General features: G+C 41.6%; 22 protein-coding genes. 16 read left to right on the top strand and 6 right to left on the bottom strand.

Annotated elements, in window-relative coordinates:
- The first annotated feature begins 127 nt into the window (after positions 1–127).
- From clpP to C1E24_RS18690, 6 genes are all read left to right on the top strand, one after another.
- Entirely contained in the window at positions 128–745 is a 618-nt protein-coding gene (gene clpP, locus C1E24_RS18665) for an ATP-dependent Clp endopeptidase proteolytic subunit ClpP (protein WP_138484081.1), read from the top strand.
- A gap of 180 nt (positions 746–925) precedes the next feature.
- Entirely contained in the window at positions 926–2209 is a 1284-nt protein-coding gene (clpX, locus tag C1E24_RS18670) for an ATP-dependent protease ATP-binding subunit ClpX (RefSeq protein ID WP_138484083.1), read from the top strand.
- A gap of 119 nt (positions 2210–2328) precedes the next feature.
- A complete protein-coding gene (lon, locus tag C1E24_RS18675) occupies positions 2329–4698 on the top strand; it encodes an endopeptidase La (RefSeq protein ID WP_138484085.1) in 2370 nt (789 codons plus the stop codon).
- A gap of 200 nt (positions 4699–4898) precedes the next feature.
- Positions 4899–5171 (top strand): nucleoid-associated protein HU-beta, encoded by a 273-nt coding sequence (hupB, locus tag C1E24_RS18680; RefSeq protein WP_010371157.1) that lies wholly within the window; start codon positions 4899–4901, stop codon positions 5169–5171.
- A gap of 159 nt (positions 5172–5330) precedes the next feature.
- Positions 5331–7241 (top strand): SurA N-terminal domain-containing protein, encoded by a 1911-nt coding sequence (locus C1E24_RS18685; protein ID WP_138484087.1) that lies wholly within the window; start codon positions 5331–5333, stop codon positions 7239–7241.
- A 171-nt stretch (positions 7242–7412) separates the two neighbouring features.
- Positions 7413–7961, top strand: a complete 549-nt coding sequence (locus C1E24_RS18690; protein WP_130255301.1) for a YkvA family protein — start codon at positions 7413–7415, stop codon at positions 7959–7961.
- Between the two features lie 43 nt (positions 7962–8004).
- On the opposite strand, the gene C1E24_RS18695 is transcribed toward C1E24_RS18690, so the two are convergent.
- From C1E24_RS18695 to pspF, 6 genes are read right to left on the bottom strand one after another with little or no spacing between them, the layout of a single operon-like run.
- Positions 8005–8766, bottom strand: coding sequence for an ATP-binding cassette domain-containing protein (locus tag C1E24_RS18695; RefSeq protein WP_138484088.1), 762 nt, complete (start codon positions 8764–8766; stop codon positions 8005–8007).
- On the bottom strand, positions 8751–9758 hold the full coding sequence (locus C1E24_RS18700; RefSeq protein ID WP_138484090.1) for an oligopeptide/dipeptide ABC transporter ATP-binding protein: 1008 nt from the start codon (positions 9756–9758) through the stop codon (positions 8751–8753). The genes C1E24_RS18695 and C1E24_RS18700 overlap by 16 nt, the downstream gene beginning before the upstream one ends.
- Positions 9758–10651, bottom strand: coding sequence for an ABC transporter permease subunit (locus tag C1E24_RS18705; protein ID WP_138484092.1), 894 nt, complete (start codon positions 10649–10651; stop codon positions 9758–9760). Before C1E24_RS18705 ends, C1E24_RS18700 begins: the two co-directional genes overlap by 1 nt.
- Positions 10638–11669, bottom strand: a complete 1032-nt coding sequence (locus C1E24_RS18710) for an ABC transporter permease (RefSeq protein WP_138484094.1) — start codon at positions 11667–11669, stop codon at positions 10638–10640. The genes C1E24_RS18705 and C1E24_RS18710 overlap by 14 nt, the downstream gene beginning before the upstream one ends.
- Complete coding sequence (locus C1E24_RS18715; RefSeq protein WP_138484096.1) at positions 11669–13276, bottom strand: ABC transporter substrate-binding protein; 1608 nt, start codon at positions 13274–13276, stop codon at positions 11669–11671. Before C1E24_RS18715 ends, C1E24_RS18710 begins: the two co-directional genes overlap by 1 nt.
- 3 nt (positions 13277–13279) lie before the next feature.
- A complete protein-coding gene (pspF, locus tag C1E24_RS18720; RefSeq protein WP_138484098.1) occupies positions 13280–14368 on the bottom strand; it encodes a phage shock protein operon transcriptional activator in 1089 nt (362 codons plus the stop codon).
- Positions 14369–14552: 184 nt separating this feature from the next.
- On the opposite strand from pspF, the gene pspA reads away from it, so the two are divergent.
- The 10 genes from pspA to C1E24_RS18770 all read left to right on the top strand — a co-directional run bounded on the left by pspA (position 14553) and on the right by C1E24_RS18770 (position 24190).
- A complete protein-coding gene (pspA, locus tag C1E24_RS18725; RefSeq protein ID WP_138484100.1) occupies positions 14553–15215 on the top strand; it encodes a phage shock protein PspA in 663 nt (220 codons plus the stop codon).
- A 61-nt stretch (positions 15216–15276) separates the two neighbouring features.
- Positions 15277–15510, top strand: a complete 234-nt coding sequence (gene pspB, locus C1E24_RS18730; protein WP_138484102.1) for an envelope stress response membrane protein PspB — start codon at positions 15277–15279, stop codon at positions 15508–15510.
- Positions 15507–15911 (top strand): envelope stress response membrane protein PspC, encoded by a 405-nt coding sequence (pspC, locus tag C1E24_RS18735; RefSeq protein ID WP_138484104.1) that lies wholly within the window; start codon positions 15507–15509, stop codon positions 15909–15911. The genes pspB and pspC overlap by 4 nt, the downstream gene beginning before the upstream one ends.
- Before the next feature lie 178 nt (positions 15912–16089).
- Entirely contained in the window at positions 16090–17493 is a 1404-nt protein-coding gene (locus tag C1E24_RS18740; protein ID WP_138484106.1) for a YcjX family protein, read from the top strand.
- Positions 17490–18515 (top strand): TIGR01620 family protein, encoded by a 1026-nt coding sequence (locus C1E24_RS18745; protein ID WP_138484108.1) that lies wholly within the window; start codon positions 17490–17492, stop codon positions 18513–18515. The genes C1E24_RS18740 and C1E24_RS18745 overlap by 4 nt, the downstream gene beginning before the upstream one ends.
- Before the next feature lie 133 nt (positions 18516–18648).
- Entirely contained in the window at positions 18649–19827 is a 1179-nt protein-coding gene (gene megL / locus C1E24_RS18750) for a methionine gamma-lyase (RefSeq protein WP_138484110.1), read from the top strand.
- A gap of 220 nt (positions 19828–20047) precedes the next feature.
- Positions 20048–20845: a phenylalanine 4-monooxygenase gene (gene phhA, locus C1E24_RS18755; RefSeq protein WP_138484112.1), complete on the top strand. Its 798-nt coding sequence runs from the start codon at positions 20048–20050 to the stop codon at positions 20843–20845.
- A gap of 10 nt (positions 20846–20855) precedes the next feature.
- A complete protein-coding gene (locus C1E24_RS18760; RefSeq protein WP_130255287.1) occupies positions 20856–21200 on the top strand; it encodes a 4a-hydroxytetrahydrobiopterin dehydratase in 345 nt (114 codons plus the stop codon).
- 130 nt (positions 21201–21330) lie between these two features.
- The gene (locus C1E24_RS18765) at positions 21331–23277 is read left to right on the top strand and encodes a DNA topoisomerase III (protein WP_138484114.1); all 1947 of its coding nucleotides are present in this window, start codon (positions 21331–21333) and stop codon (positions 23275–23277) included.
- A gap of 55 nt (positions 23278–23332) precedes the next feature.
- A complete protein-coding gene (locus C1E24_RS18770; RefSeq protein WP_138484116.1) occupies positions 23333–24190 on the top strand; it encodes a tetratricopeptide repeat protein in 858 nt (285 codons plus the stop codon).
- The last annotated feature ends 31 nt before the right edge of the window (positions 24191–24221 follow it).

Genomic DNA, 24221 nt, shown 5'->3' on the forward strand with positions numbered 1-24221 from the left:
GCTTTGCTAACGATTTAATGGCTCGTGATACTCTTATTGAGGATCCGAGCCATTTTACTTTCTGTAGGTAAAATATCCGCAAAACGCAGCGCCAGAGATTTTGGCGGCTCCTAAGGAATGAATAACAATGAATGATGGTATGTTTGATCCACTTAATGCATTAGTCCCTATGGTTGTTGAGCAAACAGCGAAAGGTGAACGCTCTTTTGACATTTATTCACGTCTTTTAAAAGAACGTATTATTTTCTTAACTGGACAAGTTGAAGACCACATGGCAAACCTTATTGTGGCGCAACTATTATTCTTAGAATCTGAAAGTCCTGATAAAGATATTTATTTATACATTAACTCGCCAGGCGGTTCGGTAACGGCGGGTATGTCTATTTATGACACTATGAATTTCATCAAACCTGATGTAAGTACGGTATGTGTTGGCCAAGCTGCGAGCATGGGCGCATTCTTACTGTCAGGTGGTGCAAAAGGTAAACGTTACTGCTTACCGAACTCTCGCGTGATGATCCACCAACCATTAGGTGGCTTCCAAGGTCAGGCGTCTGATTTTGAAATTCATGCAAAAGAGATTTTATCTATCAAAGAAAAACTAAATCGTTTAATGGCTGATCACACAGGCCAAGAATACGAAAAAGTAGCACACGACACAGACCGTGATAACTTTATGACTGCAGAGCAGGCACTAGATTATGGTCTAATCGATGCAGTTCACACTCGCAGAGATTTAAAATAAGTTATAATTCCAATCATCAATATTTCTCAAAATTGATCATTTATTTAAGATTATTGGTATAAATCAGGGCAAAGTTAATTTGCCCTATGTTAACTATGCTAATTTTTAGATTCTTTGATATAGTTAACAACATGATTATTGTTATCTAGAGCAGATAACGCAAAACGATGAGGTAGCTGAATGTCAGATACACCAACAGACGGCGACAAAAATACAAAGCTTTTATATTGCTCATTTTGTGGCAAAAGCCAACATGAAGTGAGAAAGCTGATTGCTGGACCTTCTGTTTATATTTGTGACGAATGCGTCGATCTGTGCAACGACATTATTAGGGAAGAAATCAAAGATATTGCACCAAAGCATGATTCTGGTGACAAACTACCTGTTCCTAAAGAGATCCGTAACCACCTAGACGACTATGTTATTGGTCAAGAGCACGCTAAGAAAGTGTTAGCCGTTGCTGTATATAACCATTACAAGCGATTAAAGAACCAATCTGTAAAGTCTGAGGTTGAATTAGGTAAGAGTAATATTCTACTTATCGGTCCAACAGGTAGTGGTAAAACGCTATTAGCAGAAACACTGGCGCGATTACTTGACGTACCATTTACTATGGCTGATGCAACAACATTAACTGAAGCGGGCTATGTTGGTGAAGACGTTGAAAACATCATTCAAAAGTTGCTACAGAAATGTGATTACGATGTCGAAAAAGCGCAGCGTGGTATTGTTTATATCGATGAAATTGACAAAATTTCTCGTAAGTCAGACAACCCATCAATTACGCGTGATGTGTCAGGTGAAGGTGTTCAGCAAGCATTACTTAAGTTGATTGAAGGTACCGTTGCGTCAGTGCCACCACAAGGCGGCCGTAAGCACCCTCAACAAGAGTTCTTGCAGGTAGACACCTCTAAAATCTTGTTCATTTGTGGTGGTGCATTTGCAGGTCTCGATAAAGTCATTGAACAGCGCAGTCATAAAAACACAGGTATTGGTTTTGGTGCAGATGTAAAAACGTCAGACTCAGAACGTTCTTTAAGTGAAACATTTAAAGATGTTGAGCCTGAAGATTTAGTGAAGTACGGTTTAATCCCTGAATTTATTGGTCGTCTTCCAGTTGTAGCGACGCTGACAGAGCTTGATGAAGCAGCACTTATTCAAATTTTAAGTGAGCCTAAAAACGCGCTGACTAAACAATTTGGTGCACTTTTCAAAATGGAAGGTGTTGAACTAGAGTTTAGAGAAGACGCCCTGAAAGCGATTGCACACAAAGCGATGGAACGTAAAACGGGTGCCCGTGGCCTGCGTTCTATTGTTGAAGGTGTACTGCTAGATACTATGTATGATTTACCTTCAATAGAAGATGTCAGTAAAGTCGTTATTGATGAAACTGTGATTAAAGGTGAATCTGACCCAATTCTTCTTTATGAAAACGGCAACCAAGACAAAGCTGTTTCAGAATAATTAAGATTCGGTATAAAAAAGGAGCCAATGGCTCCTTTTTTTATCAATCGGTTGAACTTTATGGGTTTAATCCCCATATTGCCATTATTAACGAATAACCAAAATGCGAAGAGAAAATAATGACACTTGAGAGAACTGATCGAGTCGAAATTCCTGTGTTGGCCCTACGCGACGTTGTTGTGTATCCGCATATGGTGATCCCGCTATTTGTTGGTCGTGAAAAATCGATCAGATGTCTTGAAGCGGCGATGGAAAAAGACAAGCAAATTTTTCTAGCCGCGCAGATGGATGCTGCGGTTGATGATCCTTCAACAGATGAAATTTATACAACAGGTACAATTGCGACTGTATTACAGTTATTAAAATTACCGGATGGCACAGTAAAGGTGCTAGTAGAAGGTACGCAAAGAGCCCGTATCGAATCATTCATTGAAACCGATGAATATTTTTCTGCGACTGCGCAATTTGTTGCTTCACAAGATATTGACGAGCAAGAGCAAGATATTTTCGTGCGCAGTGCAATTAGTCAATTTGAAGGCTATGTAAAGCTTAATAAGAAGATCCCACCAGAAGTTTTATCATCAGTATCTGGTATTGATGAAGCTGCTCGACTAGCTGATACAATGGCTGCACATATGCCTATTAAGGTGCCTGAAAAGCAGAAGGTACTTGAACTTGAAAGCGTAACAGAGCGCTTAGAGTACTTAATGGCTTTAATGGAAGGTGAGATTGACCTACTACAAGTAGAGAAAAAAATCCGCTCTCGCGTTAAAAAGCAGATGGAAAAGTCACAGCGTGAGTACTATCTGAATGAACAAATGAAAGCGATTCAAAAAGAGTTAGGTGAGCTAGATGATGTACCTGATGAATTTGAAGCATTGAAAAAGCGTATTAGCGAAGCACAAATGCCTAAAGAGGCAGAAGAAAAAGCCACAGCTGAACTGAACAAGTTAAAAATGATGTCGCCAATGTCTGCAGAAGCGACAGTCGTGCGTTCGTACATTGATACCATGATCAATGTACCTTGGAAGAAACGTTCTAAGGTAAAGAAAGATTTAGCTGGCGCTGAAAAAATCTTAAATGCTGATCACTACGGCCTAGAGAAAGTAAAAGAACGTATTATTGAATACCTAGCAGTTCAACAACGTACCAACAAACTAAAAGGTCCAATCCTGTGTTTAGTGGGTCCTCCTGGCGTTGGTAAAACCAGTTTAGGCCAGTCAATTGCACGTTCAACGGGTCGTAAGTATGTGCGTATGGCACTGGGTGGCGTTCGTGATGAAGCTGAGATCCGCGGTCACCGTAGAACTTACATTGGTTCAATGCCGGGTAAGCTTATTCAGAGTATGAGTAAAGTTGGGGTGAAAAACCCATTATTCTTGCTGGATGAAATCGATAAAATGTCATCAGACATGCGTGGTGACCCAGCTTCTGCATTATTAGAAGTATTAGATCCAGAACAAAACAGCACCTTTGCAGATCATTATTTAGAAGTCGATTACGACTTATCAGATGTGATGTTCGTTGCGACGTCTAACAGCTTCAATATTCCAGGTCCTCTTCTTGACCGTATGGAAGTGATCCGCCTATCTGGTTATACAGAAGATGAAAAGCTGAATATTTCTAAGCAGCACCTTATTCCAAAGCAGATTAAGCGTAATGGTTTGAAAGAAGGTGAGGTTGAAATCGAAGATAGCGCTATCATAGGTATTATTCGTTATTACACGCGTGAAGCGGGTGTTCGTAGCCTAGAACGTGAGATCTCAAAGCTTTGTCGTAAAGCGGTTAAAGACATCTTATTAAACAAAGACAACAAGCAAATTGTTATTAATGGTGACAACTTAGAGTCTTATTTAGGTGTACATCGCCACGACTTTGGTAAAGCAGAAGACGGTGACAGAATTGGTCAAGTGACTGGCTTGGCATGGACTGAAGTCGGTGGTGACTTACTGACTATCGAGTGTGCCTCAATGCCAGGTAAAGGTAAGCTGTCATTTACAGGCTCTTTGGGTGATGTAATGCAAGAGTCGATTCAGGCAGCTATGACGGTTGTTCGTAGTCGTACTGATAAATTGCGCATTAATGATGACTTCTATGAAAAGCGTGATATTCACGTACACGTGCCAGAAGGTGCAACACCTAAAGATGGGCCGAGTGCCGGTATTGCTATGGTGACTGCTTTAGTTTCTAGCCTTACTGGTAACCCAGTTCGTTCTGATGTGGCGATGACAGGCGAGATCACTTTACGTGGTGAAGTACTGCCTATCGGTGGTTTAAAAGAGAAATTACTGGCAGCGCACCGTGGTGGTATTAAAACCGTTGTTATTCCTAAAGTGAATGAAAGAGACTTGAAAGAAATTCCTCAGAATGTGCTAGAAGGCTTAGAAATTCACCCTGTTTCTTGGATTGATGAGGTGTTATCACTGGCTTTAGCTGAACCAATCGAGTCATTTTCTGTTGAAACTCAGAAAAAAGTCGAAAATAGCTAAAAAAGTGCTGTAAAGGGCTTTTCAAATCACATTGGTGTGATAAGTTAGGCTCTGATTCAAGCCTAGGCCTTATGTGGCTTAGGCTTACAAAGATTTTTAAGAATTAGAAAGTAGTTTACTTTCTAGTAGTAATAACAAAAAGTGGTAGTTATCAAAAAATGCTCTCGCTTTTGATAATAACAATGTAAGAGGATGATATTGTGAATAAATCTCAATTAATCGATCAAATCGCAGCTGATGCTGACATCTCTAAAGCAGCGGCAGGTCGTGCGCTAGATTCATTCATCGAGTCAGTTACTGGTGCGTTAAAAGATGGCGATTCTGTAGCATTAGTTGGTTTCGGTACTTTTTCTGTACGTGAGCGTGCTGCACGTTCAGGCCGTAACCCACAGACTGGTGAAACTATCCAAATCGCAGCTGCTAACATTCCTTCTTTCAAAGCGGGTAAAGCACTGAAAGACGCAGTAAACTAATTAAATTAGTGACGAGGCTTTACACTGATTCACGTTTAAAACGTTAAGTCAGTCTCGTGTAGCTTCAAGTAAAAAAGCGTATCTGTTAAGATACGCTTTTTTTACAATAGCTAAAAATCAAAGCGCGTGCGTGCTTTGGCTTAGATAAGAGAAACAACAATGCTAGAAAAGATCAGAGAAGGCTCACAGGGCCTTGCAGCCAAAATTATCCTTGGCTTAGTTATCCTGTCTTTTGCGTTAGCAGGGATAGGTGGTTACCTAGGTCAAACCACAGAGCAACCTGTCGCAGAAGTTAATGGGGTTCAAATTAGTCAAACTGAGTTCTCACGTGCTTTTGAAAATGAGCGTGCGCGTCTTGAACAACAGTTTGGTGAATACTTTGCGCAAATCGCAGCTGACCCAAATTATATGGCGCAGATCCGCAATGGCGTGATTGATCGTTTGGTACAACAAGAATTACAAAACCAACTTGCACTTCAGTTAGGTCTACGTGTTAGTGACGAGCAAGTGAAGCAGGCGATTGTTGAAATGCCTTACTTCCAAGTTGCAGGTCAGTTTAACAATGACGCTTATCTTCGTGCGATCCGTCAGATGAACTTCCAACCAGACACATTCAGAGAGTTCCTACGTGAAGAAATGACACGTACGCAACTGGTCTCTGCCGTTGCAGGCTCTGATTTTGTGTTACCTGGTGAATTACAGCAAACAGCTGCTCTGCAACAACAAACACGAAATATCGACTATGTTGTTCTGACAAAAGAGAAAATGAAGTCTCAAGTGTCAGTATCTGACGAAGAAGTGAATGATTATTATCAGCTTAATCAGCAACAATTTATGGCGCCAGAGCAAGTTGCTGTTCAGTATCTAGAATTAAAAGCCGACGATATTGCTTTAGATACGCCAGTGACTGATGAAGATGTACGCGCTTACTATGAAGAAAGTAAGTCGCAGTATTTAGAAGAAGAAAAGCGTCGAGTTGCGCACATTCTTATCGATAACAGCGAAGATGATGCTGCAGCAGAAGAAAAAGCTAGCGCTATCTTAGCTGAGCTAAAAGCGGGCGCAGACTTTGCTACCTTAGCTGAAGAAAAATCTGATGACATCGTCAGTGCTGAACTTGGCGGTGACCTTGATTGGATTGAGCGTGATGTAATGGAACCTGCGTTTGAAGACGCTGCATTTGCACTAACAAACATCGGTGACTTTACTGACGTTGTTGCAACTGAGTTTGGTTATCACATTATTAAATTGACAGATTTACAAGCGCAAGTTGAGAAACCATTTGAGGAAGTTGCCGCTGAACTAAGAGCTGAACTTGAAAAGAACGCAAAACTTGATCTTTTCTACCAAAAGCAAACAGAAGTGGCAGAGCTTGCGTTCGAAGTTGCTGATACTTTAGAAGATGCATCACTTGCTGCAGGTGTTGAGTTGAAAACAACTGAACTTGTTAGTCGTATGATGTTACCTGCACCTTTAAATTCACCAGCTGTTTCAACAACTATCTTTACACCAGAGTTGCTTGAAGACAAAGTGAACTCTGAAGTGTTAGAAGTGGCACCAGAGCATTTTGTGGTTGTGCGTGTGACAGAGCATGTTGCTGCAGCAACTAAGCTGCTTGAAGCAGTAAAAGAACAAATTGTATCGACTTTAACAAACGAAAAAGCATCATCGTTACTTGCTGAATATTCAGAAAACCTATTTACTGAATTTAAAGCAGGCAAAGCGTTACAAGAGATTGCGACAGCAGAAACAACTGAGGTTAGCACTGAGGCAGCGCTGCAACGTCAATCTTACTCTGTTGCGCCTGCGATTGTGAAAGAGGTATTTGCTTTACCTCATCCATCGGAAAACGGCAAAGTTGAAAGCTTAGTCACGTTAAATAACGGTGATGTAGCACTTGTTCAATTGAACTCAGTTACAACCCCTGAAATTACGGCTGAACTAGATGCGCAACAAAAGCAGGGCATTACCATGTCAGCGATAAATAAAAACTACTTAGCGTTTGTTTCTGCTCTTGAGTCGAAAGCAGAAGTAGTACGCCCAACTGTACAAGTTACTGAAGAAAATTAAAGTAAATTTTTTATAAACTAAAAAGCGCCTTTATGGCGCTTTTTTTATTTTAATTTACAAAACAATAGCAAGTTTGCCGGGTTTTTGTACGCTCTATTATTGACATAAATCCCCATTGCTCTATGGTTAGAGTAATATCTACAAACAATAAAAACTCAGGGAGCTGGGAACATGGCAATCGAAATCAACTTTGAACTATCAGATGCAGATTTAGCGCATTTTAAGAGCATGATGGACAAAGTTATCAGCAAAACTTCACACTATTCAGAAAGCGAAATCTTAACCAAAGCGCAACAGCTAGTTGATGAGATGGAAAAGAGTGAACTGCCAGAATTTGTTCGCACAAGAATGGCGTCTTTGGCGACGTTAATTGATGCAGTTCAAGATACAGAATGGCAGATCCCAGAAGAAGAAAGAAAAGACATTATCGCTTCACTAGCATACTTCAGCGAGCCTGAAGATGTAGTACCTGATCATATTCCTGGCCTAGGTTATATCGATGATGCGATTATGATTGAACTTGTTTTACAAGATATGTCTCTAGATCTTAAAGCATATTCAGAATTCTGTAGCTTCAGAGCGACTGAGGAGTCTCGCCGAGGTGAAGATGCAAAAGTTGACCGTGAGAGCTGGTTGGCTGGTACGCGTGCTCAGATCCGCTCTAACATGCGCCGACAACGCCAAGGCCGTAAATCTCGCCTATTTTCTCGCATCATGTAATTCTGTTTACTTAATAACAGACATAAATTTCAAAAAAGGCTGCTTACACGTTAAGCAGCCTTTTCATTACCTTAGATTTCGGCTGAGCAAATACCTGTGCGGTTTTCCCATATTCAACCACCTTGCCTTTGTTAAGTACCAATAAGCTATCACTCATATGTTTGACTAAGCTTAAATGATGTGTGATCAAAACATAGCTCAAGCCAGTTTCTTTCTGTAATGCTAACAAGAGGTTGACTGTTTGCGCCCTAACAGATGGGTCAAGCGACGATAAGGCTTCATCGAGTACCAATACCTTAGGATCTAAAATAAGTGCTCTAGCGAGCGCGACACGCTGTAATTGCCCCCCACTAAACATGTGCGGATAGTAATGGTAATGTTCCTCAAGCAAACCAACCCGAATTAAAACATGGGCAATTTTTTTATCTCGTTGTTTGTGAGTTAACTCTGTGTTGTAACTCAAGCAGTCATCGAGTATCTCACCTATTGTGAGACCAGGGTTGAGAGAGCGAGTAGGATCTTGGAAAATCATACGAATATGACGACAGTGATCTTGCCTAACGCCATCGTCTTCAATGGTTGTCCCATTAAGTAAAATTTGCCCTGTTTCGGCTTGCTCTGCACCGGCTAATAGTTTTGCCAAAGTGCTTTTACCTGCGCCAGTTTCACCTATAACGGCGATGGTTTCACCTTTACCTAAGCAAAAGGATATATCGGTCAATACAGGTATGTTTTTTCTTTTTAATAAACCGACTCTAACGTGATAGGTCTTGTGCAGAGACTGAACTTTTAAGATGGGTTGCATTTTTTATCTTCCTTTAATAAAGGGAAGTGGCAAGCAAAAGTATGACCATGAGATTTTTTTTGCTTAGGGGTAACCACACACTGCTTTTGCGCTTGTGGACACCTTGGCCCTAAGCGGCAGCCTATGGGTAAGTGCTGTAAAGGTGGAATGGTGCCTTTAAGCGCATAAAAACTCTCTTTATGGGCAAGGCCCTGTGCGTAATCAGGCAAACTTTTTACTAAGGCTTGCGTATAAGGGTGTAGCGGGGCATTAAATACCTTTTCTGTGGGCCCAGCCTCCACCATTTGACCACAGTACAATACATGCATAGCATGTGACCAAGTGGTGATTTCTTCGAGCTCATGAGAAATCATTAATACAGACATATTCTTGAGCTGATTAAGACTTTTTAATAGTCTGAAAACTTGTGCTCTTGTGGTGCTTTCAAGTGCCGTAGTTGGTTCATCAGCAATTAACAGCTTTGGGTTTCGAGCAATGGCCATGGCTATCATGACTTTTTGGCAGATCCCTTCTGAAAGCTCATGAGGGTAGCTATCAGCAACACGCTTATCGTCTTTGATCCCCACTTTATGTAGTAGCGCTTTGACGCGTTTTTTTCTTAGTTGTCTGCGCACTAAAAAGTTACCACTTAACGACTCTTCAGGGATTGACTCTGAGACTTGTTCAAATATTTTTGCAGTTGGGTCAAGGCTTCTACTCGGCTCTTGATAGATCATCGCAATATCTTGGCTGACTAGTTTTCGACGTTTTTCCGGCGGTAAGCGCATTAAGTCGACCCCTTGCCAATGCATCCTATCGGCTGTGACACGCCAGCGTTTATTTAAAACCCCGACAATGGCCTTTGCGATTAAGCTTTTGCCAGAGCCTGACTCGCCAACCAGCGCATGTACTTCGCCTTCTTTGAGGCTCAAATTCACTTTATCAACAGCACGAATAACGCCATTTTCGGTAGGTAGCTCTATGGTTAAGTTTTTGATGTCGAGTAAATGCATCAGTCAGCCTTACGATCTTTCAATACTTGTCTCAAACCATCACCTACAAGGTTCGTCGATAAAACAGCGATAAATAATAGCACACCAGGCAAACCAACAGTCCATGGGGCTAGGTAAATTAGACCGAGGTTTTCAGCCAAAATAGCGCCCCATTCAGTCGTCGGTGGCTGAGCCCCTAATTTGAGAAAACCCAGCGCTGCAATGTCCAAGATAGCCGTTGAAAGTGCCATGGTGAAAATAACCACAATATGCTCGTAAATATTAGGAAATACGCCTCGAACCAGTATTTTCCATTTACTGGCGCCATCTAAGCGAAAGGCACTGATGTAATCTTTACTCAGCTCTTCTACCACTAAGTTTCTGATTGAATGCACATATTGAGGAAGCAAAGCCAAAATAATCGCCCAAACGGTATTGAGTAAACCTGGGCCCAAGATTGCAATGATGATAATAGCTAACAACAAAGAGGGAATAGACAAGGTGATGTCGAGCAGGTGATTAAAAAAGCTTGAGCGAATGCCTTTACTCATACCTGCTAGCGAGCCAATAATGACACCTAAAACGGTGGTAATTAAAGCTGCAATGATTGATAAACCAAAGGTGAAAGTAGCTCCGTTCATCAGCCTAGACAGAATATCTCGGCCAAGGTCGTCTGTGCCAAGTATAAATCTTACATCACCGGCATCATGCCATGAAGGTGGGAGTAAGAGTGCATCAGCATGTTGCTGATTTATGCTGTAAGGTGAAATTAGCGGTGCAAACAACGCTAATAAAGTAAGTGCAATAAAAATCCACAAGCCAACAAGCGCAGGGTGGTTAGCCTTGAACTTCTTCCATAAACGAGAAAGGGGCGAGCGGTTCGACTCTTCACTAAATAATTTAAATTTTGCCATGCGCTTGATTCCTAGAAATAGGGTTTAACACGGTATGGCTAAATTCAGCAAACATATTGGCGAAAATAACAAACATAGACACAGCTAATAAACCACCTTGGATCGCTGGGTAATCTCGTTGATAAATACTTTCAATCAGCCAGCGACCAACACCTGGCCAAGAGAATATCACCTCGGTGATCATGGCAAGTGTCAATAAAGTGCTAAACTGCAGACCGATTTGCTTAATCACAGGCAAAAGTGCATTTCTAAGCGCATGATGCAAAATCAACTGACGACGGTTTAAGCCTTTAGCGCGAGCAGTTTTAATATAGTTTTGTTCAAGTACATTGAGCATTGAGTCGCGAGTAAATCGAATTAACACTGTTGTCGGATACATAGCGAGTACAATGGTTGGCAATGCTAAGTGCTTTAATGCATCAATGAATGCAAAGCCACCGTATGGAAAGCCCTGCGCGATAATGTCGACCAATATAAAGTGGCTATAAGGCTCAATTTCATAAAGTAGGCCAATTCTTCCAGACATGGGGAATAAACCTAACCCCAAGCAAAACACCATAATAAGCAATAAAGCTAACCAGAATATGGGAATAGAAAAGCCCATTAAGGTGAGTGAGTTAATGACTTTATCAGGCCATCGTTTGTGAAAAACTGCGGCAATGACACCTGCTGGAATACCGAGCACAATTGCAACAACGAGTGCATAAACACATAGTTCAATCGTTGCAGGAAAGAGCAACAAAATATGTTCAAAAACGGGCTGTCCAGATGATAGAGAGTAGCCCCAGTCGCCATCAACGATGCGGCCTAGAAACGCACCATACTGCACAATGATGTTCTCTTCTAACTGGTACTTATCGGCCAATGCTTGTGACTGCGCATAACTACTATTTACTTGGCCACTGAGATTTGTAAGCACATCACCCGGAAACAAATAGTTCAAAGAAAAAGTAAATGCAGTCAGAGTAAGCAGCATGAACAGTAAAAGGCTTAGTCGTCTGAATAAATACTCGCGCATTACTGTTTCCTTGCATTTGCTAAAGAGATCCCACCAAATGGCTTCAAGTCGATGCCTTTAACCTCTTTGCTTGAAGCCTGAAAGCGCATGCCGTGAGCAATTGGCACAAGCGGGAGCTGGTCAATGATCATGGCTTGAGCTTGGGCATAAAATGCTTTTCTTTCTTCGATATCTGTTGTGTCGAGCGCTTTAGTCAGTAGTAAGTCAAATTCTGGATTACACCAATTCGCTGGGTTTTTATCGCTGAAAGTCGCTGTACAACTCAATAGTGGACTAAAAAAGTTATCAGGGTCTGGCGTATCAGCAACCCAGCCGAGTAATACACTGTCATGCTCATGTTTACCAATACGTTCAATAAATGTATTCCACTCGTACTCGACTATTTTCGCTGTCACGCCAATTTGTTTTAAATCGCTCTGAATAAGCTCAGCCATTTTGCGCGCATTGGGATTATAAATTCTCGATACCGGCATTGCCCAAATCGTCATTTCAAAGCCATCTTCGTAGCCAGCCATATCAAGGTATTTTCTTGCTAAAGTCGGGTTATAGGTCGGCATACTCTCTTGTTCAGAAAATGCCCAGGAAGCCGGAGGTAAATAAGACTTAGCAACTTGGCCATTACCATAAAAAACAGCTTGTAGAATTTTATTGAAATCAACAGAGTGGGCGAGTGCCTTGCGTACGAGCGAATTATCAAAAGGTTCTTTTTCGGTATTAAATGCCCAATAACCAATATTCAGGTTTTCAGCTTTATCTACGGTTATATCAGCACGTTTGCTTAACACCGCCAATTGTGAAGCACTTGGATGCGCGGTGACATCACATTCTTTCGTCAACATCTTGGCAATGCGGCTGGTGTTATTGGTTGTGATATCGAACACCAATTGCGACATAGCAACTGGGTGTTTCCAATAGGTTTCATTTTTATGGTAACGGACTAAATTATCTCGAAGGTATTGCTTATATTTATAAGGACCTGTACCTATCGGTTTATTATCAAACTGAGATTTATTTTCAGCGGCCGCAAGAATGTCTGCGTACTCTTTAGAGGTAATCACGGCAAAGTCAGTTGCTAAGTTTGATAAAAAACTGCTTTCAGCATTAAACAATTTAAACTGCACAGTGTAATCATCGACTTTGATAATCTCTTGTATCAGCTGATCTAAACCGACACTTTGAAAATAGGGATAAGTCGCATCGCCAACGAAGTGATAGGGGTTATACACATTGAATAAGCGGTCAAAAGAAAACACCACGTCATCTGCGGTCATTTCTCGGCTAGGTGTGAAGTAATCAGTGTGATGAAACTGCACGCCTTTTCGTAAATAAAAGGTGATGGTTGTGCCATCATCTGATACTCCCCAAGATTCAGCAAGCTCAGGTTTAAATTCTGCAGTATCTGGATCAATGCTGATTAAGCGGTCATACAGCTGGTTTGCAATGAGATCTATGGTTGACCCGGTTGTTGTGACTTGTGGGTTAAATGTCATAGGGTTGGCTTCAGCACAATAAACTAACCCTTGGTTTTTCTCATTTAACTTCACATTAGGCGCATCAATGCAGCCCAGTAGCAAAGTACACAGCGTGCCCAGCAGCAGTATTCGCACGATTTACGCCTCTTGTTTCTGATCTAACAGATTGTATTTTTTCAGATAACCTCTCAATTGATGATACGTTAAACTGAGCATTTGTGCAGTCTTCTTTTGGTTAAATTGACTATGTTCTAACGCTTTTTTCAGCAGTTCAATTTCATAGTCGTTTGACAGTGTTTTCAAATCGCATGGGAATGAAAAATTATTCTCAGCTTGTTTAGTTTGCTCAATAACTGTAGCAGTGGAGACTTCATCCGCTGCTGGGGTTATTACTTCTGGGGCGCGTTCAATATTTGTCGGTGCTTTAATACGCTGAGCAGGACGATATGGGCTTTCAAATGGGTCGAAAATAATTTCATGAACAGGCAACTGCTCACTACCATGGCGATATAAGCTACGTTCAACTACATTTTTTAGTTCACGGATGTTACCCGGCCAGTCGTAATCTAATAGCTTGTCCATGGCTTTTTTTGTAAAGCCACTGAACAGTGCCCAATCAAGATCTCTGGCCATGTTTATGGCAAATTGCTCTGCCAGTAAGACGATGTCTTCTCTTCTTGCACGAAGAGGTGGCAGCGTGATGACATCAAATGCGAGGCGGTCTAATAAATCGTGACGAAATTCACCGTTATCAGCTAATGTGGGTAGATCTTCATTGGTTGCACATACTAATCGTGTGTCTACTTTTACGGTACTTTTACCACCGACACGCTCAAACTCACCGTATTCAATAACACGCAGAAGCTTTTCTTGTACCATGGCAGAGGTGTTTGCTAGCTCATCTAAAAATAATGTACCGCCATTGGCGCGCTCGAATCGGCCTTCATGGCGTTTACTTGCGCCAGTAAAGGCACCGCTTTCATGACCGAACAACTCACTTTCAAGTAAGTTCTCATTAAGGGCCGCACAGTTTAACTTAACGTAGTTTTGGTCCCAACGTTCAGATAAATAATGAAGGCGGGCTGCAATAAGTTCTTTACCTGTTCCTCGTTCACCGATGATTAGTACGGGTTTATCTAGTGGAGCAAGTTGTGAAACCTTGTCTAGCACAGCTAAAAAGCTGTCTGATTGGCCAAGTAAATTATCCTGTTGGCGAAACTGACTCATATTGCCTAACTCTTAGTTATTTTTGCTAACTATTAGTGTATTTTAAAAAAAGCTTGAAAAAAAGAAGTTTTTGAAATTTAATAAGGTATTGATTTTTATTGTTTTTATTTGCTGTGAAAGTTGGCAAGCAATTTGATACTACTAACTCAGTTAAATTAATTGAGTAACCGAAGAGGTAAAGATTATGGGAATTTTCTCACGTTTTGCAGACATTGTTAATTCAAATATCAATGCCATCCTTGATAAAGCAGAAGATCCAGAAAAAATGGTTCGCCTCATCATTCAAGAAATGGAAGACACATTAGTAGAGGTTCGCTCTACTTCAGCTAAAACACTGGCTGAGAAGAAAGAATTAGCACGTCGTGTTGAGCAACTAAATCAAGAAGCACAACAATGGCAAGAAAAAGCTGAGCTAGCACTGGTTAAAGATCGTGAAGATCTAGCACGTTCAGCACTACTTGAAAGACAAAAATCATCAGATGCGGCAGCAAGTGTTGAAAAAGAACTTGAGCATGTAGAGTCTCATATTGAGAAATTACAGCAAGAAGTTGCAACACTTCAAGATAAGCTAGCCGATGCGAAAGCGAGACAAAAGGCCATTGTGCTACGCCAGCGTTCAGCTGAGTCTCGTTTAGAAGTGAAAAAGGCATTAGACAGCTCAAAAGTTGAAGATGCACTTAATCGTTTCGAGCGCTACGAAAGCAAGATCGATGGACTAGAATCACAAGTAGAAGCTTATGATTTAGGTAAAAAGTCACTATCGGATGAAATTGCTGATTTACAAAAAAATGAGCAAGTTGATGACGAGCTAGCGGCTTTAAAGAAAAAGTTAGCAAACAAAGAATAAAAGTTAATAAGTGCCTGCCTAGGCAGGCACTGACACAACAGGTTGAGTTATAGGAGTATTGATGATGGATTTAGAAGTTTTAGTTGCCCCGATTATTATTTTTATGGTGATTGTTGCCCCACTTTGGCTCATTCTTCACTATCGCAGTAAGAAGCAAGTAAGCCAAGGTTTAAGCGAACACGAACATCGCCAACTGTTAGAGCTGGCTAATAAAGCTGAGAAAATGGCTGAACGCGTTGAGACCCTTGAAGCATTATTAGATCAGGAGTCACCACAGTGGAGACGTAAGGTATGAACAATCTAAAGAAAGAACTATATCGAGATCCAAAACGTGGAAAAATAGCAGGCGTATGTGCAGGTCTAAGTGATTACTTCAATATGGAATTATGGCTGGTTCGCATCCTGTTTATCACAGCTGTATTGTTATCTGGAGGTCCTTTATTTGTCGTTGTGTATATAGCCTGTTGGTTTATTCTCGATAAAAAAGAGCCAAATATGTCGCAGAATGCGGGCAAATTTGATGAGATTGATCCAATCTCAGTGAAGTTTAAAGTATGGCAAAAGGGCGAACCACCTCGTCAGGCGCTATTCGACTTAAAAGATCGCTTAACCCGTTTAGACGGTCGTATTCAAAATATGGAAACTTATGTGACATCAAGTGAGTTTACTGTGTCACGTGAAATTAATAAGCTGTAATACCAATTACATTGAAGTTTTGTTCGCTCATTGCGGCAGATAAAAGTTAAGGGACTATCTAGTTCATTAGAAAGGACATTTAATCAATAAAATTGGTATATCCATCATCTTCAAGCGAGTGCGGCTAAATTTTAGTGTAGGCCGCACGCTTTCTCTAACAGGGAGTGATACTGTTATAATGAGTCCGAATTTATTCAGCCACGTGAACCTTGATAAACTCAAACAAAAAGCCCAAAAGACCCTCCATCGTAGCCTAGATCAGCATGTAAAGTTGGCCGTTACTGGCCTTAGTGGCAGCGGCAAGACGGCATTTATAACAGCGCTCGTAAAACATTTAACCACACAAACCAACAAACAGAATTTACCTTTTTTTGATGTCGTAAAGGATGACCGCCTGATTGCAGCTAAACAAGTACCACAGTCCGCGTTAGACATTCCTACTTTTGATTACCCTAGTGCCATAAATTGTTTATTGAATTCTGAGCCCAATTGGCCTGAATCTACAAAACGCATTAATACTTTAACGATTGCTATTCGGTACGAAACCAAGCATGGACTAAAGCAGCATGTTTCACCGCAAAGTACCCTCTATTTAGAGTTGATTGATTACCCGGGAGAGTGGTTAATTGATTTGCCCATGCTTGAGCAAGATTATGCAAGCTGGAGTGAGTCAATGCTCAACTTGTTTGAAAAGCCAGAATACAGACAATATGCACAGCCATTTCTAACTGAGCTCGAACAATTCAATAGTGAAAAAAATATTGATGAGCAAGTGCTTAAGCAGTTATCTAATCTCTACACGCAAGCGTTAAAGCAGCTAAAATCACAGACACAGCTCGCTTATCTGCAACCAGGAAGACAATTGATCCCTGGTGATTTAGAAGATGCCCCAATCTTGTTGTTCTTCCCGTGCCGTGAGAGTAACGACAAAGAAAATAGTCAATATAGCCATTTAGCCAGCCGTTTTGAGGCGTATAAAAAGCAAGTTATCACGCCTTTTTATAAAAACTATTTTTGCGAATTTGACCGCCAGTTGGTACTCGTTGATGTGATGAGTGCCCTAAATGATGGCCCGCAATCTTTGCTTGAACAAAAACATACGCTTCAAGCCGTGTTGCAATCATTTAATTACGGCCGCTCTAATTTAATTAAGCGCTTGTTTTCACCAAAAATTGATAAAGTACTTTTTGCTGCGAATAAGTGCGACCATGTGAATGGCACTCAGCAAGTGGCCATAGCGCAGTTATTGCATGACTTGGTAGGCGAGCAAGCCAATGATATGCGTTTTAATGGCGTGCAGATTGAAACAATGGCGATGTCATCGGTGCAAAGCACTCTGGCGAAGCGTATAAAAGAAGGCGACAAAGCCTTAGATTGCATCTATGGCAAGCCACTCAATGAAGATGAATGGCTCACTTATTTGCCGCCAGAACCGCCTAACCACTTTATTACTCAAAGTCAGTGGCCGACTCATGGTTTCGAGTTTATTTCATTCGCGCCATTACCAAGCGCCAAAGGCGAGTTAACCCATACCCGTTTAGATCATGCCCTACAGTTTTTAATTGGAGATAAATTGCAATGACAGACAATCAATCAGCTCAATTAAAACCGGGTAGACGTATTAATGTCGGTGATGTCGGCGAGACCCAAAAAGAGTTAGAAACAGGCAAGCGCTTTGAAATAGTCGAAGAACTAGATGTCATTGATGGAAGCAGTGAGTTTGAACAAGAGTTAGAGCCAGTATTTAAACCTAAAAGCAGTCGCTTCAATTTCAAAGGCATTTTCGTCATTAGCTTTTTGTTATTAATCGCGGTTGAAACGGGTTACACCATCATTGAGGCAATGCAAGAGTCTATATTACTAGCAGGGCTTTATGGCTTTGTGCTGACTTCTGCGTTATTGGTGCTGAGCAAATTCTTATTCAAGGAAGCGGTTTCATTAAAAGCGTTGAAACAACAAAACCTGCGCCAAAATGATGCGCTTCGGTTAATGAGTAGCACGCAAATTGGTGAAGCAGAAACCTGGCTACAACCCTTACTAAAACAACATACCGATGCAGAAGTAAAAGAATTTAAAGCCAGCCTAAAACCGCACCATACTGACAAAGAAGTTTTACAGTTATATCAAACAACCTTACTGGTCAGTAAAGATGAGCAGGCAAAAGCAATAATTAACCAACATGCAAAAACGTCAGCGCTTTTGGTGTCTCTCAGTCCGATGGCATTACTTGATATGCTTTCGGTGCTGTGGCGTGGTATCAGCTTGATTGAAAAGATAAGCCAACACTACGGTATCAAACTGGCGTATCGCAGTCGCATTATGTTGTACAAGCAATTGGTTAAACAGATGTTGTTTGCTGGTGCGTCCGAATTGGTATCTGACTTAGCGGCGACCAGCTTGGGTGCTGAGTTGCTGGGTAAGTTGTCAGCGCGAGCTGCACAAGGCCTCAGTGCAGGCGTGTTTACAGCGCGCTTAGGCTACAAAACCATGGAGTTATGTAGACCACTCCCTAAGCTAGAGCAAAAGCAATCCTTATTAGGGCAATCAGCACAAGGTATTTTATCTGCTTTATTAGAGCGTACCAAAACGTCTAAAAATGATTAAACTGACAACTTAACTGTACGATTTTTAGAGGGTTTTGCTCATCTAGCCGTCTTAACATCTGGCTTGCTTGTGGAATTTTACTTGCTGGATTATTTATTGGTCTATTGATAATAATAAATTCATAGGCAATAAAATGACGAAGTATCATGACAACACCAATTGCATCCATAGTCCTGTCCATTTTGACGACCCACATGGCGCGTTAACCGCGCCACTATATCAAACATCTACTTTTCAATTTAAAGACGCAGCTCAAGGTGCGGCGCGTTTTGCGGGTGAAGAAGCTGGTTACATTTATACTCGCTTGGGTAATCCGACTACCCGTGAGCTTGAACAAAAGCTTGCGCAGCTTGAAGAGATGGAAGATGCTGCGGCAACTGCCACAGGCATGGGGGCGGTATCTGCATCTGTACTGAGCTTTCTAGAGCAAGGCGACCATTTAATTGCATCTAGCGCATTATATGGTTGTAGTTTTGCGCTGTTTTCTCACATGCTACCTAAGTGGGGCATTGAGGTGTCATTTGTGGATATGACCAACGAAGCAGAGCTTTATGCCGCTGTGAAACCAAATACTAAAATGGTATTTGTTGAAACACCGATCAACCCAAATATGACGGTAATAGATTTAGCGATGCTGGGTCAGTTTGCTAAAAAGCATGATTTGATCAGTGTGGTGGATAACACCTTTATGACACCGCTACTGCAAAAGCCAAAACATTTCGGCATAGATATCGTGATCCACAGTGCAACTAAATACCTTAATGGCCATGGTGACGTCGTCGCAGGTGCGGTATGTGGTTCTCAAGAACACATAGAGCTGATAAAGCTTACGGTATTGAAAGATATTGGTGCGACCATCAGTCCGCATGATGCTTGGTTGATTAACCGAGGCTTAAAAACACTGGCTGTACGTGTTGAAAGGCACTGCCAAAGTGCACAAAAAGTCGCTGAGTTCTTAGATGCGCATTCTAAAGTCAGTGAAGTGTATTACCCTGGTTTACCTTCTCACCCGGGTTACAAATTCTTGGGCGAGCAGATGAAAGGGGCTGGTGGCGTTATTGCCTTTGAGATCGATGGCACCCTAGAGCAAGGTGAGCGTTTTATTAATGCGACTGAACTGTGTACGTTAGCAGTGAGTTTAGGCGATCCAGAAACACTCATTCAGCATCCAGCCTCAATGACACACTCGCCTTACACCAAAGAAGAGCGTGAAGCTGCGGGCATTTCAGATGGTTTGATCCGAATTTCTGTTGGTTTAGAAGATGTTAACGACATCATTGCTGATTTAGAACAGGCATTTAAGCAAATTTAGCGTAACCTAAAGTTTACTTAAGGGGCTTGCGAGTCCCTTTTTAAATATACCTGTCTTATTTTGTTTACGCTGGCGTAAATAAATAATTCCAAAAATTCGAATTTTCAGGATCCCTTGAAACATCTCATCTATTAATCTTTTGCTTACTTTTCCCTAGTATCAAGTCAACAAGTTGAAGCGCTCAAGCTGGGGCAAGAGCGAACTAACAGCGAAGGTTATTATGGCTAAAGCAAGTAAATATGTATCAAAGCAACCTGATGCAGATGGCATCATCGCTTGGACTGAAGAAGAAAATAAAATATGGTCTGAGTTGGTTGCACGTCAATTAAAGTGTATTGAAGGCAAAGCATGTAACGAGTACATGGAAGGCCTTGAGAAAATTAACTTACCACACGACCGTATTCCTCAACTTCATGAGTTAAACGAAGCGCTAGGTCGTGAAACAGGTTGGCAAGTAGAGCCTGTACCTGCACTGATCGATTTTGATGAGTTTTTCAGGCTATTGGCGAACAAAAAGTTCCCTGTAGCAACTTTTATTCGATCTCGTGAAGAGTTTGATTATCTGCAAGAGCCAGATATTTTCCATGAGATTTTTGGTCACTGCGCCATGCTAACGAACCCTGCATTTGCAGAGTTTACGCATAAATATGGTCAACTAGGTTATGCCGCTGAGAAAAAAGACCGTGTATATTTAGCACGCTTGTATTGGTTCACGGTTGAGTTTGGCTTAATGCAAACTGAAGACGGTTTACGTATTTATGGCGGTGGTGTGCTTTCAAGCCCGGGAGAAACGCAATATGTTTACTCTGATACGCCAGAAATCAACAAACTAGAAGTGCTAGATGTTCTACGTACGCCATATCGCATTGATATTATGCAGCCTGTGTACTACACAATTAACTCAATTAATGATTTATTCGATATCTCACAAATGGATATCATGGCGTTAGTACAAGAAGCAAAAGAGTTAGGCTTATTTGAGCCAAAGTTTCCCCCTAAAGAAAAATTAGCAAGTTAAGGATTTTGTAATGTCTGATTTAAGTGCACAAAAATGTGAAGCGTGTCGTGCTGATGCGCCTAAAGTGTCAGATGAAGAGTTAGCAGTATTAATTAAGCAGATCCCTGATTGGGTTCCAGAAGTGCGTGATGGCATCATGCAACTTGAGCGTGTATTCAAGTTCAAAAACTTCAAGCAGGCATTAGAGTTCACTAACAAAGTGGGCGACATGGCTGAAGAAGAAGGTCATCACCCTGGTCTTCTAACAGAGTGGGGCAAAGTGACAATCACTTGGTGGAGCCACTCTATCAAAGGCCTGCATAAGAACGATTTTGTATGTGCAGCGAAAACAGACGACGTTTTCAACGCTCTATAAGACTTCAACATATCATTTAACCAAAGCGCCTTTTATGGGCGCTTTTTTTATGGCTGAAACTTAAACTCTGGCACTTAGCACGCCATTGCTCTATCATAACTGTTAATTTATACAGTATATAAATATAACAATGAAACTCTATATCGCTGAAAAACCGTCATTAGGCAGAGCCATTGCCAATGCGCTACCTAAACCTCATAAGAATAACGATGGCTTTATTGAAGCGGCGAACGGCGATATTGTCACTTGGTGTATTGGCCATTTATTAGAGCAGGCAGAGCCTGAAGTATACGACCCTAAATTTAAAAAGTGGGCGATTGCTGATTTACCAATCGTGCCCGAGCAGTGGCAGCTAGTAGCAAAGAGCAAAACTAAAAAGCAGTTTAATACCGTTAAAAAGTTAATTAAGTCGGCTAAAACCATTGTCAACGCGGGCGATCCAGACCGAGAAGGGCAGCTTTTAATAGACGAAATGATTAACTTTTGTGGTGCCACTAAAGCACAAAAAGAGCAAACTCTCCGTTGTCTGATAAGCGATTTAAACCCTTCAGCAGTCAAGCAGGCCATCAATAACCTAAAACCTAACCTCGATTATTTATCGCTGTCGGTTTCAGCGTTGTCTCGTGCGCGTGCCGATTGGCTTTATGGCATCAACATGACACGCATGAGTACCATCAAAGGGCAGCAAGCGGGTTATCAAGGCGTGTTATCTATTGGTCGAGTGCAGACTCCGGTATTGGGGTTGGTCGTTTATCGCGATTGGGAGATTGCTAATTTTGTTTCAAAGCCGTTTTATGAAGTCGAAGCGCAGTTAAACACCCAAACTGGTGCGAGCTATGTGGGCAAGTGGCAGCCAAGTGAGGCCTGTCAGCCTTATATGGATGAAGAAGGTCGCGTGCTGGTCAAAGGCTTAGCTGAAAATGTGGCGAGCAGAGTTAAAAACCAACCGGGTGAAGTGAGCAAAGATAAAAGCACCCAAAGTAAAAAGTCGCGCCCTTTGCCGCATAGTTTATCGACTCTACAAATAGAAGCGGCCAAAGTATTTGGCATGAACGCCCAGTTGGTACTTGATACCTGTCAGAGTTTGTATGAAAGGCATAAGCTGATCACTTATCCCAGATCAGATTGCCGTTACTTACCAAAAGATCATTACAAAGAGCGCAGTTCTGTAGTGGGCGCCATTGATGCCATTAGCGATAAATTAAGCGCTTTTACAGGCAAAGCGAATTTAGAGATAAAGTCATCTGCATGGAACGACAGTAAAGTCGGAGCGCACCATGCGATTATTCCGACCTCAAAAAAGTCGAGCGGCTCGCTGAACCAAAATGAGCAAAACGTTTACTACTTGATTGCAAGGCACTACTTGGCACAATTTTTTGAGCCAAGTATCTACGCAGAGCGAGAGATCCATACACTTATTCAAGGTGGGTTATTTACTTCTAAATTTAAAAGCCTGATTGATAAGGGCTGGGAAGTCTTGTTCAACAAGCAAGAAAAAAGAGAGGCTGAGCTTGCTCAGTTGCCAATGCTGCAAAAAGGTGAGCAAGTGCAGTGTGTTGATGCACAGGTTATCGAAAAGCATACGTCGCCGCCAAAGCACTTCACCGATGCAACATTACTCGCTGCCATGACGGGCATAGCCCGTTATGTGACCGATCCAGAAATTAAAAAAATATTGAAAGAGACTGATGGCATAGGCACAGAAGCGACGCGTGCAGGGATCATTGAACTACTCTTTAAAAGACAATATTTACAGCGTAAGGGTAAAGCCATTCACTCTACCGAAATTGGGCAAAGCGTGATCAAAGCGTTACCAGAAAGTGTCGGGCGCCCTGATATGACCGCTGTTTGGGAGCAATCTCTTGAGCAGATTTATCAAAAGTCTCAATCGTATAATCAGTTTATGGGCTCAGTTGAAGTGCATTTAAATCGCTTATTACAAGACACACAAACTGCTAGTTTCCAAGGGTTAGCAGGTAAGGGCAAAGCCAGTTTTAGGCGTTTTAAAAAGGGTAAGCGCAGTGCGAGTAAAGGTAAAAGCAGTGCTAAATCTCCTCGGGCGAAAAGCAAGGCTTGAAAAAGCGAGAAGAGTCGCAATATAGTGAATAATACATAGATTTAAGAAGTGAATTATGGACAACCAAATTCAATTAACACCTGAAAATATCCAGCAGGTTCTTGCTGAGCAAAGTGCCGATAAACTGGTTCTAATGACGTTCTTCAGTGCGCAGCAACCTGAGTGTATTGAACAAGCGAATATTTTGTCAGTGCTAGCACAAAGCTACAAAGAGCACTTACTTATTGCGACAATAGATTGTGATACACAACAAGCGTTGGCATCTCAGCTAGCACAGCAAGTTGGCTTACAGGCGTTACCAACGATTGTGTTATTGAAAAATGGCGCACCAGTTGGCGTATTACCAGGTCCTAAAAGCGATGCTGAAATTAAAGAGGCATTGGCTGAGCATTTACCAAGCCCTGAAGCATTATTACTTGAGCAAGCTAAGCAAGCGCTGGCAAATGACGATCAAAATGCGGCGTTTAACTATGCCAAGCAAGCCTATGCGATTGACCCAGAAAATACCCGTGTGAAACTGGTACTGGCTGATATCTGTATTCAAATTCAAAAGTTTGAAGATGGTCAGGCGTTACTTGATAGTGTTGTCGAATCTGAACGCGACCCATATTATCAAAACCTGCAAGCTAAGTTGAATGCGGCACAAAGTGCACAGGAATCTCCAAAGATCATTGCACTGACCGAGCAATTAAATGCAGATCCTGAAAACAAAGACTTGAAAGCACAGCTCGCAGCGCTACTGGCCGAAGCGGGTAAAAAAGAGCAGGCGCTAGAGCTATTACTGTCTGTGCTAAGAAAAGACTTAAACTTTGGCACAGCGAAAAAAGATTATTTAGATTTGATTGCCAGCTTACCTGACGGCGATGCACTAGCAGGCACATATCGTAGAAAGTTATACAGTTTATTGTATTAATCATTACTTAGCTTAAAACACAAAATGGCAG

The sequence above is a fragment of the Pseudoalteromonas phenolica genome (genome assembly GCF_005876835.1).
GTDB classification, from domain to species: domain Bacteria; phylum Pseudomonadota; class Gammaproteobacteria; order Enterobacterales; family Alteromonadaceae; genus Pseudoalteromonas; species Pseudoalteromonas phenolica_B.